This is a genomic window from Pristimantibacillus sp. Z349TD_6 (assembly GCF_056173205.1).
Genome location: NZ_CM149662.1, coordinates 4872193 through 4891783, shown reverse-complemented (window position 1 = coordinate 4891783; position 19591 = coordinate 4872193). Strand labels below are relative to the sequence as shown.

Genomic DNA, 19591 nt, shown 5'->3' with positions numbered 1-19591 from the left:
GACAAGCATGACTAGCAAGTCCAATGAGGGGAAGCGAGATAAACGTGAGCAATCCAAAAATATTTCTTCTAAAAGCAAGGAAAAAGAGGCTGGAGCAAGGACATCCATGGGTCTATGCGACAGAAATTGATCGTTTGGAAGGCGATGCGCAGCCGGGTGATTTGGTTGATGTGGTTAACCATCAAGGACGTTATTTAGCAACAGGCTATTGGAATCCAAAATCACAAATTACAGTAAGAATCGTTGCACATACACCAATCGCTGCGATGGATGCAGGCTTTTTCCGTGATCGCCTTCGGCAGTGTCAGGAGCATCGCCGTCGCTTCGTTCCGGATGCCGATTGCCGCTTAGTTTACGGGGAAGCGGATTTTCTTCCTGGGCTTGTTGTAGACCGTTTCAACAATGTGCTGGTGCTTCAGCTTTTGACTCTTGGGATGGATGTAAGAAGAGAAGCGCTGATTGAGGCGTTGATTGACGTATTTCAGCCTGTCGGCATCTATGAGCGCAGTGATGTAGGTGTCCGAGTGCTTGAAGGATTGGAAGAGCGGACAGGCGTGCTTTACGGCGATTGCCCATCCATTATTGAAATTGAGGAAAATGGCTTGAAGCTTGAGGTTGATATTGTTGAAGGCCAGAAAACAGGCTATTTCTTCGATCAACGTGAAAATCGAGCTGCCATTGCTCCGCTTATGAAAGGCTGGGGAGGCCGGAGCGGCATTCATCTCGTAGAGCGTGAAGCACTGGAATCAGGCTCTATTCCAACCGAGTCCAGTTCTGTTAGTAAATCAGCTGGTGCTTCCGATTTAGTGCCAGTTAACGCGAATGGCAAAGTGGTTGCTTTTCCTTTCTGGGATGGTGCATCGGTGCTTGAATGTTTTGCCCATACAGGAAGCTTCACACTGCATGCTTGTAAATATGGCGCCAAGAAAGTAACATGCTTGGATGTTTCGGAGCACGCCATCGAAACCGCAAAACGCAACGTTGAGCGCAACGGTTACTCCGATCGGGTCGAGTTTGTTGTCGCAGACGCTTTCGATTATTTGCGCGTTCAAGTGAAAGGGCTAGACGAGAGAAAACAGCGTGCGCTTGGCGGCGTAGATACGTCTAAGAAGATGGAAGGCGGAGCGGGACGGACCTGGGATGTTGTTATTCTTGATCCGCCGGCATTTGCAAAAACGAAGAGCGCTGTAGCAGGCGCATGCCGCGGCTACAAAGATATCAATTTACAAGGCTTAAAGCTTGTGAATGAAGGCGGATATTTAGTTACGGCAAGCTGCTCGTATCATATGCGTCCTGAGCTGTTTCTGGAAACGATCCAAGAAGCGGCTGTAGATGCAGGCAAGCTTCTTCGTTTGGTTGAATGGCGCGCGGCAGGCAAGGATCATCCTCAGCTGCTCGGCGTGAATGAAGGACATTACTTGAAATTCGCAATATTTGAAGTACGAAGCAAATAATTGATTTAAACGAATAGACGGGAGAGTTGCACATGTCGCTTCGCTTTGTCATCGGGCGTTCGGGAGCCGGAAAAACATCCTATTGCTTGAATGAAATAAGAAAGCAACTGCAAGGTCAACCGGACGGACCGCCGCTCGTCATGCTTGTACCGGAACAGGCTACTTTTCAAACCGAATATGCGCTGCTGCAGAGCGGTGAAATAAACGGGACTATCAGGGCGCAGGCGCTTAGCTTTCGGCGCCTTGCCTTTCGGGTCATGCAGGAGACGGGCGGAACGGCGCTCGTTCCGATTAACGATACGGGGAAGCATATGCTTCTCTACAAGATCGTACATCGGCTAGGAAAGCAGCTTGAGTTGTTTCAAAACGGTGCGGAACAGCCTGGATTCATCGATAGGCTTGCAGAGCTGTTAACAGAGTGGAAAAGGTACGGAATAGATTCCGAGCTCTTACAGGACAAGCAAGACGCTTCTAAGGCAGAAGCAGGCCAATCAACATTGCTAAAGCGCAAGCTGCATGATTTGCAGCTCATATATAGTCAGATGGAGCAGGAACTCGCGGGCATGTATATTGACGCCGAGGATTATTTGCGTTATTTGCAAAATGGTTTTGCTAATGCCTCTGCTATGAATGGCGCGCATATATGGGTGGATGGATTTTATGGATTTACGCCAACGGAATATGAAGCGCTAGGAACGTTGATCGGTTCATCCGCTCAGGTGACGGTCACACTTACACTAAACAGAACTTATGGAATAGGCGAGCTGCCGCATGAACTGGATCTGTTTCATCCAACAGCCGAAACCTATAATAAGCTGATGGAGCTGGCTGCTCAATATGAGGTTGAGGTCGATTCTCCCATATTGCTAGACGAAATTCCTCCTGTTCGGTTTAAAAGCAGTCCAATGCTTGCTCATCTTGAGAAGCATTATAGCGAGAGAATACCGATGCTTATTGCTGACAAAACGATATTGGACGCAGAAGATGCACGGTGCGGCTTGTCGCTGCATGCTGCTGCGAATCGGCGTGCCGAGGTTGAGGCCGTTGCACGCGATATCGTTCGCAGAGCACGTAAAGAAGGGCTGCGCTGGCGGGATATTGCGGTTATGGTACGTAATGCGGAGGATTATACCGACTATATCGGACTAGTCTTTGCTGATTACGGCATTCCTTATTTTGTCGATCAGAAGGAGAAGGCTGTCCATCATCCATTGATTGAGTTTATTCGGTCTGCGCTTGAAACCGTCTTGTTTGGCTGGCGATACGATGCGGTGTTCCGCTGCATTAAGACGGAGATGTTGTTCAAGGTTGACGGAAGTTTGCCTAGAGATTGGTTCGATATGCTGGAAAACTATGCGCTCGCTGCTGGTATTGATGGCTGGAAATGGCTTGACCATAAGCGGTGGCATCCGTTAGTTCCTGTGTCGCTTGATGATGACGAGGATATAGAGACCAAAATCAGCGAAAAGGCGCAGCGTGAATTCAATATCGTACTTGCTGCCAGAGAGGTTGTTGTTCCTCCTCTTCGCCGCTTCTCTGATGCACTGAACAAGGCCGAAAATGTTCAAGGGATGTGCGAGGCATTATATCGTTTGTTAGATGAATCCGAAGCAGCAGACAAGCTCGAGCGCTGGAGCATTCAAGAAACTGGGGCTGGAAAAACACAAAGAGCAAGAAGCCATAAGCAGCTTTGGGACAGTGTCATGCAGCTTTTGGATCAATTAGCTGAACTGGCTGGAAAACAGACCGTAACGCCAGAATTGTTCGCCGGCATGATTGAGGCGGGGCTTGACAGCTTGAAGCTTGCTGCGGTACCGCCAGCGCTTGATCAAGTATTGATCGGCAGCATGGACCGAACGCGGTCGGGGCATATACATGTATGTTATGTATTGGGCGCAAATGATGGCATCATGCCGATGCGTGTGAAAGAAGACGGCATTCTTACCGAATCGGAGCGGGAACGTTTGGCTGATGATGGAATCGTAATGGCCCCAGGTGTGCGCAGGCGCCTGCTTGATGAGCGATTTATGATCTATAACGCATTGACCACGCCAAGCAAGCATTTATGGCTTAGCTGGGCACAAGCCGACGAGGAAGGGAAAAGCTTGCTGCCTTCAGAGATTGTAAGGCATGTCCGTCAGTTGTTCCCGGGCATAGCCGTTCAAAGTATCGCGGCAGAGCCATCGCCAAGCTTGCCATTGTCCGAGCAAAGAAAGTTCGTATCGCAGCCGCAGCGAACGATGTCTTATTTGATCGGAGCTATTCGGAAGTGGCAGCAGGGAGCAGTTATTGCGCCTTTCTGGTGGGATCTATACAATTGGTACGCGGTTCGTCCGGAGTGGCAGCAGAAGCTTCAGCTGCTGACAAGCTCCTTAACTTATGAGAACCAAGAGCAGTTCCTTTCTAAGGATACAGCGCGCGAGCTTTATGGAGCGAGGCTGCAAGTTAGCGTATCGCGCATGGAACGCTTCGTATCGTGTCCATTTCAGCATTTTGCCATACACGGCCTAAAGCTGCGGGAAAGAAAGCTTTACCGGCTGGATGCCCCTGATGTTGGTCAATTGTTTCACGCTGCTTTAAGTAAGGTGGCGACGAGCTTTGGAGGACGCTGGGGGAAAACATCGGAAGCGGAGCTTAAGGCGGTCGTCTCGCAAACGGTCGATGATTTGGTTCCTAAGCTGCAATCACAAATTTTGTTAAGCAGCAGTCGTTTTCAATATATCGCTCGCAAGCTGAAGGAAATTGTTGGCCAAGCAGCGCTTATGCTTGGTGAACATGCGCGAAGGGCGCAATTCCATCCCGTAGGCACCGAGGTCGATTTTGGCCCTGATGGGAAGCTGCCGGCACTCCGCATTCCGCTTGAGGCGGGCGGTGAGATAGAGATTATCGGCAGGATCGACCGTGTTGATGCTGCAGAAACGGAGGAAGGTCTGCTGCTGCGCGTGCTTGATTACAAATCGAGCTCGACGCATCTTAGACTTGAAGAAGTTGCCCATGGGCTTTCCCTGCAGATGCTGACTTATTTGGATGTACTGGTTACACATGCATCGGCATGGCTTGGTCGACCTGCTTCTCCGGCCGGTGTTCTTTATTTTCATGTGCATAATCCAATTCTGGCGCTGACCAACAGCATTAGCCCTGCAGAAGCAAGCGGTCAGCTCTTAAAGCGATTCAAAATGCGTGGACTGGTTACGGCTGATTCGGAAACCGTTAGACTGATGGACGATGAGCTTGAAACTGGCTATTCAGAGCTGCTGCCCGTTGCTTTGAAGCGGGATGGAAGCTTTTATAGCAGCTCTTCGGTCGTCTCGAATGAACAATGGGACGTGCTCCGCCATTCTGTCAGAAATACAATCAGCCGAATTGGCAGCTCGATACAGTCGGGTGATGTTTCTATTGAGCCTTATCGTATCGGAACAAAAACACCTTGTCAGTATTGCGATTATAAAGCGGTTTGTCAGTTTGATGCTCAGTTCGACGGAAATGAGTATAGGAAGCTGAGCAAACCTTCAAAGGAACATATATGGCAGCAGCTAGAGGGGGAGTAATGGATGATGCACACTGCAAAGGATTCGCCCAAGCCGGAAAATAGTACATGGACCGATGATCAATGGGATGCAATCGTTACAAGCGGCTCGAACATCCTTGTAGCTGCTGCAGCGGGTTCTGGCAAAACAGCCGTTCTCGTTGAGCGAATCATCCGTAAAATATCAGCGAACGCCGATGTTGACCGTCTGCTCGTTGCAACCTTTACGAAGGCGGCTGCAGCGGAAATGAAGGATAGGATTCGAAACGCTTTAGAGCTTGAATTGGAAAAGCAACCTGATTCGGAGCATTTGCGAAGGCAACTGGCCCTAATGAATAGAGCGTCGATTACGACATTACACTCGTTTTGTATGGACGTCATTAGGCGTTACTATCCGTTAATCGGGCTTGATCCTGGCTTTCGTATTGCAAACGAGACTGAAAGCGAGCTAATGCGCCTTGACGTTCTCGATCAGCTATTTGAGCAAAAGTATGAAGGGGCAGGCGATAATGGCGCTTTTCTAAGGCTTGCTGATCGTTATGGCGGTGAGCGCGGCGATGAGCCTTTGTACCTTCTGGTTCAACAATTGTTCGACTTTGCGCAAAGCCATCCATGGCCTGAATATTGGCTTAGGCAAACCGCAGATGCCTTTAATATCGCGGATGTCGCAGCGCTGCAAAACAGTACGTGGGTTGTTAGTTTAATAGCCGATATTGAGATGGCTTTAGAAGGAGCAAGCTCGCTGCTGCACCAAGCTTTAGAGCTATCGCGACAACCTGCGGGCCCAGCACCTTATGCGGTTACCTTTGATGATGATTTGCAAATCATCAACAATCTCTCAGAGATGGTACATTCCATGCCCTGGGAAAGTTGGATAGCGCCTTTTCAGTCCATCGAATTCGGCAAGCTGAAGGCGATGCGCGGCGATGAATATGACAAGTCCCTTCAGGAGCAGGCGAAGGAGCTGCGCGATCAAGCAAAGAAGCTGATCACTTCACTTTCTGATGAGTTATTTGGCAGAACTGCGGAGCAGTTTTTGGAAGAGCTTCAGGAGCTTGCTCCACTGATGAAGGCGTTATCCGAGCTCGTTATCGAATTTGGTCAAGGCTATGAAGCGGCTAAACGCGCGAAAGGGATGCTCGATTTTGGTGATTTGGAGCATTACTGCTTACGAATTTTGCGTGATCCGTCTTCTACACCTGAACAAATGCTGTCTTCGATTGCAGCGATTGAATTCCAGCAGCAATTCGATGAAATATTGCTGGATGAATATCAGGATACGAATATGGTGCAGGAAGCAATCGTTTCGTTAATTGAACGGCCAGGTGCTGGCAACCGGTTTATGGTTGGCGATGTTAAGCAAAGCATATATGGCTTCCGCCTTGCTGAGCCGAAGCTGTTTTTGCAAAAATATAAATCGTATCTGTCTCGTCATGAGATGAACAAGCGATCGGAAACAGAGGAATCTGACGCTCTGCGCATCGATTTGGCGCGCAACTTTCGCAGTCGATCGGAAGTTGTTGATGGCGTGAATGCGGTTTTCCGCGCCATCATGCGCGAGACTGTGGCCGAGATGGATTACGATGAGCGAGCAGAACTCGTGTGTGGCGCTACCTACCCGGATCCAGTGCCAGCCGATCGTTGTCAAGTTGAGTTTGCCGTATTGAATAAAGCGGATGCAGATGAAGAAGAGACAGCGGATGCCGATAACTCAGATTCGTCAGAGGGACAGATTGAGGGCGAACAGGGAGAAAATGGAACGCTTCTCGAATCAGCTTCCGAGCTAAAGACGGCGCAGTTAGAGGCGCGCTGGATCGCTCAGCAGCTGCAATCTCTTATCGACAGCGGATTCCAGGTTTATGATGGTAAACGGCGTGAGAATCGGCCTATGCAATGGCGGGATGTCGTTATCTTGTTAAGGGCAACTCAGCAGTGGGCGCCAATTATCATTGAGGAGCTGCAAGGAAGCGGTATTCCTGCGTATGCGGAGCTGAGCAGCGGCTATTTTGAAGCGACGGAAGTCGAGACGATGCTTTCCTTGTTAAGAGTTATCGATAATCCGTATCAGGATATTCCGCTTGCGGCTGCATTGCGATCGCCATTATTTGCATTAAACGGTGAGGAACTTGCAAGAATACGCATCCAATCTGCGAAATCAACGTATTATGATGCGGTTCTTCAAGCAGCAGGCGATTTGTTTATGGATGAGGACACGCGCAGGAAGCTTTCGCTTTTCTTGGACAGCTTGGATCGCTGGCGTGAGGAAGCAAGGCAGGGCTCGCTTGCTAATTTGCTATGGGAAATTTACCGCGAGACCGGGTATTACGATTTTGTAGGCGGCTTGCCGGGAGGGACGCAGCGTCAAGCGAATTTGCGTGCGCTGCATGACCGGGCTCGGCAGTATGAAGCGACCTCGTTCCGCGGTTTGTTTCGATTTCTAAGATTTATCGAACGTATGCGCGATAGCGGCGGTGACTTGGGTACTGCAAGAGCGCTCGGCGAACAAGAGGATGTCGTTCGCATCATGTCCATTCATAAGAGCAAAGGGCTTGAGTTTCCGGTTGTATTCGTAGCAGGTCTAGGCAAGCTGTTCAATCAGCAGGATGTGCGAAGTGCCTTCTTGAAACACAAAGAGCTCGGTTTCGGGCCTCGTTTTGTTGATCCTGCTCTTCGTATTAGTTATCCTACACTTCCTTATCTGGCTATCCGAAGAGCCATGCGTAAAGAAATGCTAGCAGAGGAAATGCGTATTTTGTATGTTGCGTTAACCCGGCCAAAGGAAAAAATGTTTCTCGTCGCGACTGTAGCGGATGCCGAAGCTAAGCTTAAGCGATGGCTTTCTTCCGTCGATGTTTCAGGTAAAATGTCTGATTTCCGGGTTGCTGCCGCACGCTCGTTTATCGATTGGCTAGGTCCGCTTGCGGCTAGGCAAATCAATGACAGTCAGCTGACTGACCACAATGCTCCGAACTGGCATGCTGGTGTTGTTTCTGCTTCTATATTCGGTACTGAAGCTGCAGCAGCGTCAGAGACGGAGCTGCAGGACCAGGACAAGGAAGAACGGCTTCAAGCGGTTACTTCACTTTCGCTTCTTGAGCATGTAGAAGCAGATGATGAGCTGCGTGAGCGGTTGGAATGGCATTATCCGCATCAAGAAGCGGCGGCACTCGCTGCCAAAACATCGGTTACGGAAATGAAGAGGCTGTATTCGGAGGAGCAGGAGGATGCTGTTCCATTCGACGAGCTGAATCAGCATCAGGCGAATACACATCTTCAAGAAGCTGCAGCTGCTCCAGAAGCATCGTATACGTTCCGACTGCGCCGTCCAGCCTTTATGGAGGAAAAGTCGCTTACAGCAGCTGAGAAGGGCTCTGTTAATCATTTGCTTATGCAGCTTGTCTCCCTCACAGAGGAAATAGATGAACCGATGCTAAAACAAACGCTTGATCATATGATTGAACGGCGCCTATTAACAGTAAAGCAATCGGAGGTAATCGATTTGCCGAACGTCGCAGCTTTTTTCCGAAGCGAGCTGGGACAGCGGTTGTTAAACGCTGACTGGGTGCGAAGAGAGGTTCCGTTCAGCTGCATGTTCCCTGCTAAACGTGTTTATCCGAATTCAGATCTAGATGAGCCGATATTGATTCAAGGGGTAATAGACTGTTTATTCGAGGATGCTGCTGGCGTCGTACTGCTCGATTATAAGACGGATCGCATTTATAAGGAGCAATGGGTGGAAGCAGCGGAGCGGCATCGTTTCCAGCTGGAGCTGTATGCCGAAGCAATCGAATCTGTTCTAGGGAGAAAAGTGGATGAGAGCCATGTCTTTTTCTTTGACGGGGGTCAATCCGTTCACCTTAAGAGAACAAACCAAATCTAAAAGGAGGCTGTGAAGTTGGAACCACAGCAAACGGGCAAACGCTCTATCGCGCTGCCGATAACTCTCGTTATTCTTGTATTTAGCTTAATCGGCAATGTTTTTTTGTACTCGCAATTTTTACAAAATAAACAAGAAAACAATTATGTAAAAGGTCAAAAAATATTTAAAGCAGCGATTGGTTCTAAAGATTATATAGAAAAAATGCTTCCGCAGCTGGATGCTTTGCTTCAAAGTAAAACTTTGGACGAACGGTATGCCATTGCATTTCTTTCAGGTCAAGCAGCTGCGAGCGGCCATGCTATGGTGGAATTTACTGCAGAAGCAGCAAGCGTGATCGCAGAGCCGGAAAAAATCAATAAAGACCTTACCTCAGCCTATATAACTGATGTCGATAAAGGCTTGCAAACGATTGGTCACTATGATGGTGCTTTGAACGAAACCGATGCCGCGTACATTCAGGGATTAAAAAACGTGTTTCAAACCATATCAGGTATTATGAGTGGTTTTAATGCCAATATCGGGGAGAGCCGCATTGCAATTATTCGATTGTCCAGCGGGCTTGAATGGGTAGAGCTTGTTGAACAGATGCAGGCTGTAATGAAGGAAAAATCAGCTGAGATTTCGAAGTAGCAGCTTGGATTCTGTCGCTATTTTGGAAGAGCGCCTATGAAGTTTTTGCGGGTTATCTTTAATGATTGGACGAGCGGCTAAAATTTCGGTATGATATGGTAAGGAAAGCGAATAGGGGGTGAAACCTATGGACTGTATTTTCTGTAAATTAATCGAGGGTGCAATACCGTCGAAGAAGGTATTTGAGAATGACAGAATTCTCGCATTCCACGATATACAGCCAGCTGCTCCTGTACATATTCTTATCATTCCTAAGAAGCATATCGCAACGATGAATGATGTTACCGATGAAGATGACGAGGTCATAGCCGAGATGTTCGCGGTAGCTCGTCAAATCGCAAAGGAACAAGGAATTGCGGAGTCAGGCTATCGACTGGTCAACAATGTTAATGCCGACGGAGGACAGCTTGTTTATCATCTGCATATCCATGTATTGGGGGGAACGAAACTTTCTTCTCGGGTTGTAGATATCTAAAGTTGACACTGCCTTTTGGTTTGACATATAATGAAATTTGATAAACCGTGTTATAGCTCTGGACGGTCTGTTTCGGAGGGAGGGAAAACTGGTGTCTGAAACTAAAGTTCGCAAAAACGAAACTATTGATGCTGCGCTTCGCCGCTTTAAACGTTCCATCGCTAAAGATGGTGTTCTAGCTGAGGTGAAAAAACGCAAGCATTATGAAAAGCCAAGTGTAAAGCGCAAGAAGAAGTCTGAGGCTGCGCGCAAGAGAAAGTTTTAGGAGGATCCTTCCATAATGAACCTGAGCGAAAGATTGACCGATGATATGAAGCAAGCCATGAAGAATCAGGACAAGTTTAAACTTTCCGTTATTCGTATGATGCGCGCGTCAGTGAAAAACTTGGAAATCGATCTCAAGCGTCCATTGGACGATAACGAAGTGCTTGATATATTGAGTCGCGAAATCAAACAACGTAAAGATTCCCTCCAAGAATTTAAAAAAGCCAGCCGCGATGATTTAGTAGCGGGTCTTGTGGTCGAAATTGAAATTATTAGTCAATACCTTCCCGAACAGCTGACTGAAGAAGAGATTCAAGAGATAGTAACGCAGACCATCCATGAACTCGGTGCTTCTTCCAAAGCCGATATGGGAAAAGTTATGAGTGCCCTTTTGCCTAAAACAAAAGGACGCGCTGACGGTAAACTAGTAAATCAGCTCGTTCAGCAACATCTCAACTAACTAAACATACGGACTCACAAAACACCCCTTAACGGGGGTGTTTTTTTGTACGTTTCAAATGTAAATGGTATGATATGGAGAAGGCTGCCTGAAACGTTTTCATTTGTCAAACGTAGTAGAAAGCAAACACGAAAAAAAGGAGGAACCTTCTTGCACATGAATCGATGGCGAAGAAGTATGTCCGCCACTCCAATCGCATTGATCGCAGCGGTGTTAATGGTGACGCTTGCAGCATTATTTGGTTCACCGGGGGAGAAAGCAAAGGCAGCAAATGAAGTTGGCCCAGCAGTGTATGTGATTCCCGTCAAACAAACGGTGGAATCGGGGCTTCAATCCTTTTTGGAGAGAGCCTTTAAAGAAGCTGAGGAAGCAAAAGCTGAGCATGTGATTCTCGTTATTAATACGCTTGGCGGCAAAGTCGTAAACGCAGAGGAAATTGGTCATCTTATAAGGGAGAGCGCTATTCCTACTACGGCTTTTGTTGAGGGGAAAGCAGTATCAGCAGGCACTTATATTGCTTTGAATGCTGACAATATTATTATGCAGCCAGGCAGCACGATAGGTGCAGCTGCAGTGGTGAACGGCTCGGGAACTTTAGAGGATAATCCCAAAACGATTTCCTTTTGGACCTCTGAAATGAGCGAGTCTGCAGGATTGCAGGGTCGCGATAAGAATATCGCTGTCGCTATGGCGGATCCGAATGCAATGGTGGAGCTGAAAGACAAGCTTGGCAGAGATAAGCTGAAGGGAGAAATTCTTACCCTGTCAGCAAGTGAAGCTGAGAAAGTCGGATACTCTGAGCATACAGCAGCGAACGTGGATGAAGCAGTCAAATGGCTGGGCTTGGAAGGCAGAACACAAATCGAGGTTGTTCCGTCACTTGCGGAAAATGTAGCTAGATGGCTGCTCAATCCAATCGTTATGACGATTTTGCTCATACTTGGCATTGCAGGTATCGTTATTGAAATGATCATTCCAGGCTTTGGAGTACCGGGCGTTGTCGGAATATTATCGTTTGCCCTTTATTTCTTTGGCCACTATGTTGCTGGATTTGCCGGAATGGAGTCAGTCGTGCTGTTCGTAATTGGAATAGCCTTGCTCATAATCGAGGTGTTTGTACCAAGCTTTGGGATTTTGGGCTTGCTCGGCAGTGCTGCGTTGGTAGCAGGAGTCGTTACCGCTGCTTCAGACCCAATGACGGCTTTCATATCGATCGTTATTGCGCTAGTTGTAGCCACCATTCTAATCGTTATTTTTATTAGAATGAACAAATCCAGAGGTATCTGGAACAAATTTATATTGCGCGAGAAGCTGACAACGGAGCAAGGTTTTGTTTCTGCGGATATAAAGGATTCACTGCTCGGATTGCAAGGGACAACAATTACTCCGCTGAGACCGGCAGGAACAATTGTTATTAATGACAAGCGAATTGATGTCGTTACCTCTGGAGAGTTTATCGATACGAACCGCACGGTGACCGTCATTAAAGCGGAAGGTACTTGGGTCGTTGTCAAAGAAGTAACAAAATAGAGAAAACGAATATACAAATGGAGGTTTGAACAAATGGATCCTATCGTATCTTTTTTAATTTTAGCTGTCGTTGTTATTATCGTACTGTCCGTATTCTTAAGCTTTTTCCCGATTATGCTGTGGGTATCTGCATTAGCATCGGGCGTTAGAGTTGGAATTATTACGCTCGTTGCCATGCGTCTTCGCCGCGTCGTACCAAGCAGAATCGTCAACCCGTTAATTAAGGCAACAAAAGCAGGGCTGGGACTTAACATAAACCAGCTTGAGAGTCACTTCTTGGCAGGCGGTAACGTCGATCGGGTTGTCAATGCGTTGATTGCAGCACAACGTGCGAACATTCCACTTATATTCGAACGTGCGGCGGCTATCGATTTGGCTGGTCGTGATGTATTGCAAGCCGTACAAATGAGCGTTAATCCGCGCGTCATTGAAACACCAATCGTAGCTGCGGTTGCGAAGGATGGTATTGAAGTGAAAGTAAAAGCTCGTGTTACGGTTCGTGCCAACATTGAACGCCTAGTCGGTGGTGCGGGTGAAGAAACTATCATTGCTCGTGTTGGTGAAGGGATTGTAACGACTGTAGGTTCTGCTGGCTCACATAAAGACGTTTTGGAAAATCCGGACATGATCTCTCGCACTGTGCTTGGCAAAGGGCTTGACGCAGGTACAGCGTTTGAAATATTGTCGATCGATATCGCGGACGTTGATGTAGGCAAAAACATTGGTGCACATCTTCAAACGGAACAAGCGGAAGCGGACAAAAAAATCGCTCAAGCAAAAGCCGAGGAGCGCCGTGCGATGGCCGTTGCTCACGAACAGGAAATGAAAGCAAAAGTCGTTGAGATGGAAGCGCGCGTAGTAGAGTCGGAATCACAAGTTCCACTTGCCATGGCTGAAGCGCTTAGAAGCGGGAAAATTGGCGTTATGGACTATATGAACTTGAAAAACATCGAAGCGGATACCCATATGCGCAGCTCTATCGGCAAGCAGGACAGTTCTACAGACATTAAAGACGGCCGATAAAGTCGATGGCCCAGTTATTTGGTTGGATCAACGTAACTGAGCCTTGGAGGTGAAGGCAAGTTGAAGATTATAGAATTTCTGATGAATAACATATTTATCGTAGTCGTTATATTGGGTGCGCTGGCTTCGGTATTCGGCAAATCCGGCGCGAAGAAGAAGCCTGGACAAATGCCTGACTTTGGCGGCGGAGGACTGCCGCGAACATTGTTCCCGCAGTCCGGAGAACAGGAGCGAGAGGTAGAGCGCCCGCAGCCGCAATCGCAGCAGGCAGCTGGAGGAACGGTATACCGCTCTATAACTGAAGTTGAGCGTTCTTCTGATATGAATTCGACGCGTTCTAGCAGAGAGAGCGCAGAAGCGCCGCAAACAGCTTCTCAGCAGCGCGCGCTTCAAAGAGCAGCAGCTAACAAAGAAACAGCACAGGCTGCAGCACAGCGCAATTATGGAAGCCAGAGCATCAATGCAGCATCCATTCGATCCAATGATTTGCGGAAAGCAGTTATTTGGGCCGAAGTATTAGGACCGCCGCGCTCGAAAAAACCTTTTCGGAAATAAATTTAACCGCCTAAGCGCTGCGCTTAGGCGGTTTTTTTATTTTGGAGCCATAATTATCGAGCGGTTCGCATATTTTGGTACAGTACATGAAAATCGCCATTCCTTTGCTTTACTTGTAGCAAACCTTGAAGGAGGCAAAGAATCGTACATGCGCCACATAAAAAAGAGATTTCGCAAAATGACAGCAGAGCTGCTTGATATGCCGCATGATGTCGTATTTGATTTGCCGCGATTAACAATGATTGGAGACTGCCAATTATATATCGAGAACCATCGTGGTGTTGTTCATTTCTCTAGTGAGCGACTGAGACTCGCGCTTAGCAAAGGCCAGTTGGAGGTTACGGGAAGCTCTCTAGTTATCCGCACGATTTGGACGGAAGAAGTGTTTATTGAGGGACAAATTACGAATATTCAATTGATTCCATGAAATAGATAAAGCGATTTTCTTTATTAATAGCTGAGGTAATGGAGGGGAATGGACGTGAGCGGACAAGGTGCAAATTGGTTAAAGGGTATGGTCACCATTCATATTCGGGGGGGACAACCTGAGCAGCTCGTCAACCGAGCGCTGGCTGGCGGCTTGCAGCTGTCTTCCATCAGATGGACAAGCAGCGGCTTGCTTGAATGTGAGCTGTCAATCAGTGATTTTTTTGGCCTTCGTCCGTATTTAAAAGAGACAGGCTGTCGTGTTCATGTTACGAAGCGCAAAGGATTGCCTTTTCTGCTGGTCAAAGCAGAGCGCAGAAAGCTGTTTGCGGCGGGCATCGTGTTGTTTTTTGCGATTATCTTTATGCTCTCCTCGCTTGTTTGGAGCATCGAAGTGCAAGGCAATGTCAAGCTGACGGAGGATCAAATAAGGGCTGCAGCCAAAGAGGAAGGCTTATATCCTATGCAATGGTCATTCCGTTTAACCGATGCTGATGTGCTGTCCAAGCAGCTTGTTCGCAAGCTTCCAGGCTCAACTTGGGTTGGTGTGGAGAAAAAGGGGACAAAGGTTATTATTCAAGTGGTTGAATCAACCATACCGGATAAGGCATCCTTGAATACACCTCGACATTTGGTCGCATCTGATGATGCTGTTGTTACTGAGATTATTGCGGAGGCGGGACGGCCTGTCGTTCGAAAAAATACGAAGGTGAAAAAAGACCAAATTTTGATCTCGGGAACGATTGGGGGAGAAATGAATTCGCGTACTGTCGTTGCCAAGGGCAATGTTCGTGGGCTTGTTTGGTACGAATTTGAAATTTCTTCACCGCTTGTTCAACAGGTTAAGGTGTATACTGGAGATAAAGAGACGAAATGGTTTGCTGTCATCGGCTCAAGAGCGCTTCAGCTTAGCGGGTATGGTGATTCTGCTTTTGGAAAATCCGAATCAATTAAGCACGAAGAGAAGGTTTCCTGGCGCAATTGGTCGCTGCCAATTGGTAGAATGAAGGAGACCATTATGGAAACCCGTATGGAAGACCGCACGCTTACCGAAGAAGAAGCGAAGAACGTCGGCATTCTGCAGGCTAAAGCCAAATTGCTGCTTAAAACAGGCAGCGATGCAGTCATCCGCGATGAAATTGTTTTGCATGAAAAGGCGGACAATGGTAAAGTTTATATGAAAGTTCTTTTTGAAGTCGAGCAATCTATCGTTAAGGAAATGCCACTAGTCCATATGCAGGGAGAATGAGGATTGTTGCAAATTGAAACGAAAGTAGTAAAGATACCGCTCGGCAACGCAGCGGAAGGACTTGGAGTATTCGGACCACAGGATAATTTTTTACGTCTTATTCAAGCGCAAGTAGAGTCTTCGATTACATCGCGTGAAGCGGAAATTGTCATATCAGGTCCTGTAGAAGAGGTTGATTCGTTAGAACAACTATACAATGTGCTCTTACAGCTCGTTCGCGGGGGCTATAAGCCATCAGAGCGCGATGTTGCATATGCACTTGAGCTCGCCAGATCGATGCAGGCAGAAGAGCTGTTGGACTTGTTTAAGAAAGAAATTACAACTACCTTCCGTGGTAAGCCGATTCGGGTAAAGACGATCGGTCAACGCCATTATGTGAAGACAATTCGCAAGAAGGATATCGTGTTTGGGATAGGCCCAGCCGGAACAGGTAAGACATATTTGGCCGTTGTGCTCGCTGTCGCTGCTTTGAAGGAAGGCTCGGTAAAAAGAATTGTACTTACGAGACCTGCCGTAGAAGCGGGAGAAAATCTCGGCTTTTTGCCAGGTGATTTGCAGGAGAAGGTTGATCCTTATCTTCGCCCTTTGTATGATGCGCTGCATGATGTGCTTGGACCTGACCAGACGGTCAAAGCGCTCGAGCGCGGTATGATTGAAATTGCCCCGCTTGCATATATGCGCGGCAGAACGCTTGACGATGCGTTTATTATTTTGGATGAAGCACAAAATACGACGCCTGAGCAAATGAAAATGTTCCTAACTAGACTAGGATTTAGTTCTAAAATGGTTATAACGGGAGACGTTACGCAAATCGATTTGCCGCGGGGCAAAAACTCCGGCTTAATTGAAGCTCAGCGGATTCTGAGAGACATAGAGGAAATTGGCATCATCCTTTTCTCAGAGCAGGACGTCGTTCGTCATTCGCTCGTTCAAAAGATTATTGTTGCCTACAACTGGGATGCTGAAAACAAAGCCTAGAAAGGGATGTCTGCTGCATGAACCAAAACCAGACCGGAAAACAAGGGAACTTGCGGCCGTCCAAAACGGCGGGTTGGAAGCAGAGTGCAGCCGTTCGCTGGGTGCTGATGTTGATGTTTGTGCTGCTGTTCTATTTCAGCTTAGCTCCGCATCTCGTTCCTGAAACCTATGATATTCAGGAGGGCGCTGTAAGCGAGAAGGATATCAAAGCGCCCTTCCAAATTAAAGACGAGAAGGCGACTAGACAAGCGGAAGAGGATGCAGCTGAGAAGGTCGATGTCATCTATTCGATAGTACCGCTACGCAACGAGGTGCTTGTCGACCAAATCTTTGTTCGAATAGAGCAGCTGAATCAGGACGATCAAGTAACCTTGCAAAATAAAATTGATATTTATCGCAATGAAATTCCAGGCCGTTATTCGGAGTATATTGATACCTTTGTTAAGCTGAATAAGGGCCGTGGCACGTATAACAACACGCTGCTTGAGGAAATGGCGCTTATTGCGAAGGAGCAGCAATACACCATTCCGGAAGAAACCTTTTACAAGATGCCTAATCTAACAGCAGAAACGCTAACCGAGATGCGCGATGTAGCTCGGGATATTGTGCGTAAACTGACAGTAGAGCAGCTTCGTGATGCGGAAACCGCTCGAACACAGGTTGCGGAACTTGTTAATGCAAGCTCGCTATCAAGCCGGACAAGCAGAGAAATTGTACAGGAGCTTGCAAGATTCGCCATCATGCCAAACAAGTTTCTGGATAAGGAAGCGACGGATGAGGCTAAAGTGCAGGCTAAGCAAAACACGCCGCCTGTCGTAATTAAAGAAGGTGAGCTGATCGTGAAACGCGGTCAGACGATTACTCCTGAATTGTACAAGCTGCTCGTTGATTCTTCGCTGCTGCAGGATCGTAAGACTTATTGGCCGCAGTTCGGATTGCTCATCATGTCTGTGATGTTTATCGTCGTCATTTACGCGTATTTGCATCAGTCTGGAAGTATCAATGGGATTAAGCCCAAATATAACAACTCTTCACTTTTGATGTTGTGGCTCATCTTTCTGATCAATATTATTACGATGGAGATTACTTCGTTGACGCAGACGGATGCTGCCCCTTATGCGGGTTATTTGGCTCCTGCTGCTCTCGGGACGATGCTGATTACATTGCTGTTAGATATGCATCTAGCCATGATCAGCTCCATAATATTTGCAATAATGGGCAGTATTATATTGAACACGAGCCAGCATCAAATTTTTGATTTCCAGTACGGCTTTGTCATTATTGTCGTTTCGTTTGCTGCCATCTTCTCGATTCATAGAGCGAGTCAGCGATCAACAATATTGAAGGCCGGAATAATGGTGAGCTTATTTGGCTCCTTGTCAGTTTTATCCATTTTGCTGCTGTCTGAACAGCTGGAACGGGCTCATTTTATCTACTCCGTAGCTTTTGCGTTTGCTAGCGGTTTGATTACTGCGGTGCTCGTCATTGGCTTGATGCCGTTCTTTGAAGTTACATTCGGCATTTTATCTGCGCTTAAGCTTGTAGAGCTTTCGAATCCCAATCACCCGCTGCTTCGCAAGCTGTTGACTGAAACGCCGGGAACCTATCACCATAGCGTAATGGTGGGCAATTTGTCAGAGGCGGCAGCAGAATCAATTGGGGCAGACGGCTTATTATGCCGGGTTGGCTCGTTTTACCACGATATTGGGAAGACGAAGCGACCGAATTATTTTATCGAAAACCAATCCAATATTGAAAATCCGCATGATACGATTGATCCTAAGTTAAGCAAATCAATCATTGTTGCTCATGCGAGAGACGGAGTCGATATGCTTAAAGGGCATAATATCCCTAAGCCTATCCGCGATATTGCAGAGCAGCACCATGGGACAACATCGCTTAAATTCTTTTATTACAAAGCGATAAAACAAGCGGAAGAACAAGGTGTCGAACCTGCGTTTACGGAAGATGATTTTAGGTATCCTGGTCCGAAGGCACAGTCAAAGGAAGCGGCTGTTGTTGGCATTGCTGATTGCGTGGAAGCAGCGGTTCGCAGCCTTCGCAACCCGACAGTAGAACAGGTAGAAGCCATGATTAACAAAATTATTAAAAGCAGGCTGGATGACAATCAATACAATGAATGTGATTTGACGTTGAAGGAGCTGGACAAAATTGCGCATTCACTAAAGGAAAGCGTAATTGGCATCTTCCATTCACGTATTGAATATCCGGATGATGTGAAAACAAAGGAGCGTTTGGCATGAGCTTGCAACTCGGTTGGAGCAATGAGCAGGAAAAGCTGGAAATACCCGAGGATTGGATTACAAAAATAGAGCAGTTGCTGCAATTGGCTGGTGAAGCGGAAGGCATTTCCGATGGTGAGGTATCTTTAACATTCACAAACGATGAGGAAATTCATCAGTTAAATCGTGAATATCGCGGAATTGATCGTCCAACCGATGTATTGTCATTCGCTATGCAAGAAGATGGCGTAGATGAGCTCGATATTATTTTTGAAGTGGACAGCGAGGATGAGAAGGACCCGATCTCAGGCATGCTTGGCGATATTATAATAAGCGTGGATACGGCTCTTGCTCAAAGCGAGGAGTACGGTCATTCCTTGGAACGTGAAATCGGCTTTTTGTTTGTACATGGTTTTTTGCATTTGATAGGTTACGATCATCAGGATGATCAAACCGAAGCCGAAATGACCGCTAAGCAAGAAGCGATTTTGCAGCAGGCTGGCTTAACTCGTTAATGCGAAAAGTTATATCTAGTTTCGCAGTTGCAATATCCGGCATAGGTTTTGCTCTTCGGACTCAAAGTCATATGCGGTTTCACGCGATTGCCGCCGCTGTGGTGTGCTGTTTAGGATTTATGCTATCACTTAAGCCGCTTGAATGGGCGATTATTTTAATGGCGATCGCCCTCGTGATCAGTGCTGAAATGATAAATACGGCAATTGAACAGGCAGTTGATCTAGCAAGCCCCAATATTCATCCGGTAGCTAAAGCTGCTAAGGATGTTGCTGCTGGGGCGGTGTTAGTTGCTGCTGCAATTTCTGCAATTATAGGGCTGCTCATACTTGGGCCGCCCTTATGGCATTTAATAATGGATTAAAAAACGTGGAATGGCGGGATA

At 47.2% G+C, this 19591-nt stretch carries 16 protein-coding genes; all 16 read left to right on the top strand.

From position 1 onward, the window contains the following. Window positions 1–44 precede the first annotated feature (44 nt). The 16 genes from AC0VYE_RS21470 to AC0VYE_RS21395 all read left to right on the top strand — a co-directional run bounded on the left by AC0VYE_RS21470 (window position 45) and on the right by AC0VYE_RS21395 (window position 19570). On the top strand, window positions 45–1454 hold the full coding sequence (locus AC0VYE_RS21470; protein WP_475442826.1) for a class I SAM-dependent rRNA methyltransferase: 1410 nt from the start codon (window positions 45–47) through the stop codon (window positions 1452–1454). A gap of 32 nt (window positions 1455–1486) precedes the next feature. Further along, complete coding sequence (gene addB / locus AC0VYE_RS21465) at window positions 1487–5002, top strand: helicase-exonuclease AddAB subunit AddB (RefSeq protein WP_475442825.1); 3516 nt, start codon at window positions 1487–1489, stop codon at window positions 5000–5002. A gap of 6 nt (window positions 5003–5008) precedes the next feature. After that, on the top strand, window positions 5009–8860 hold the full coding sequence (gene addA, locus AC0VYE_RS21460; RefSeq protein ID WP_475449680.1) for a helicase-exonuclease AddAB subunit AddA: 3852 nt from the start codon (window positions 5009–5011) through the stop codon (window positions 8858–8860). Window positions 8861–8875: 15 nt separating this feature from the next. Next, on the top strand, window positions 8876–9490 hold the full coding sequence (locus tag AC0VYE_RS21455; RefSeq protein ID WP_475442824.1) for a hypothetical protein: 615 nt from the start codon (window positions 8876–8878) through the stop codon (window positions 9488–9490). Between the two features lie 127 nt (window positions 9491–9617). Further along, a complete protein-coding gene (locus tag AC0VYE_RS21450; protein WP_076266885.1) occupies window positions 9618–9965 on the top strand; it encodes a histidine triad nucleotide-binding protein in 348 nt (115 codons plus the stop codon). A gap of 91 nt (window positions 9966–10056) precedes the next feature. Continuing rightward, a complete protein-coding gene (gene rpsU, locus AC0VYE_RS21445) occupies window positions 10057–10230 on the top strand; it encodes a 30S ribosomal protein S21 (protein WP_005547957.1) in 174 nt (57 codons plus the stop codon). Between the two features lie 15 nt (window positions 10231–10245). Continuing rightward, the gene (locus AC0VYE_RS21440; protein WP_076266886.1) at window positions 10246–10689 is read left to right on the top strand and encodes a GatB/YqeY domain-containing protein; all 444 of its coding nucleotides are present in this window, start codon (window positions 10246–10248) and stop codon (window positions 10687–10689) included. 156 nt (window positions 10690–10845) lie between these two features. Next, entirely contained in the window at window positions 10846–12219 is a 1374-nt protein-coding gene (locus AC0VYE_RS21435) for an NfeD family protein (protein WP_475449678.1), read from the top strand. Between the two features lie 33 nt (window positions 12220–12252). Then, on the top strand, window positions 12253–13242 hold the full coding sequence (gene floA, locus AC0VYE_RS21430; RefSeq protein ID WP_076266888.1) for a flotillin-like protein FloA: 990 nt from the start codon (window positions 12253–12255) through the stop codon (window positions 13240–13242). A gap of 60 nt (window positions 13243–13302) precedes the next feature. Further along, the gene (locus tag AC0VYE_RS21425; protein ID WP_475442823.1) at window positions 13303–13797 is read left to right on the top strand and encodes a hypothetical protein; all 495 of its coding nucleotides are present in this window, start codon (window positions 13303–13305) and stop codon (window positions 13795–13797) included. A gap of 148 nt (window positions 13798–13945) precedes the next feature. Beyond that, window positions 13946–14224 (top strand): sporulation protein YqfC, encoded by a 279-nt coding sequence (yqfC, locus tag AC0VYE_RS21420; protein WP_076266890.1) that lies wholly within the window; start codon window positions 13946–13948, stop codon window positions 14222–14224. 54 nt (window positions 14225–14278) lie between these two features. Next, window positions 14279–15472, top strand: a complete 1194-nt coding sequence (gene yqfD, locus AC0VYE_RS21415) for a sporulation protein YqfD (protein WP_083681718.1) — start codon at window positions 14279–14281, stop codon at window positions 15470–15472. A 6-nt stretch (window positions 15473–15478) separates the two neighbouring features. Next, complete coding sequence (locus AC0VYE_RS21410; RefSeq protein ID WP_054026960.1) at window positions 15479–16450, top strand: PhoH family protein; 972 nt, start codon at window positions 15479–15481, stop codon at window positions 16448–16450. Between the two features lie 17 nt (window positions 16451–16467). Beyond that, a complete protein-coding gene (locus tag AC0VYE_RS21405) occupies window positions 16468–18714 on the top strand; it encodes an HD family phosphohydrolase (RefSeq protein WP_076266892.1) in 2247 nt (748 codons plus the stop codon). Beyond that, window positions 18711–19208: an rRNA maturation RNase YbeY gene (gene ybeY / locus AC0VYE_RS21400; protein ID WP_076266893.1), complete on the top strand. Its 498-nt coding sequence runs from the start codon at window positions 18711–18713 to the stop codon at window positions 19206–19208. Before AC0VYE_RS21405 ends, ybeY begins: the two co-directional genes overlap by 4 nt. Beyond that, window positions 19208–19570: a diacylglycerol kinase family protein gene (locus tag AC0VYE_RS21395; protein ID WP_076266894.1), complete on the top strand. Its 363-nt coding sequence runs from the start codon at window positions 19208–19210 to the stop codon at window positions 19568–19570. Before ybeY ends, AC0VYE_RS21395 begins: the two co-directional genes overlap by 1 nt. Window positions 19571–19591 lie beyond the last annotated feature (21 nt).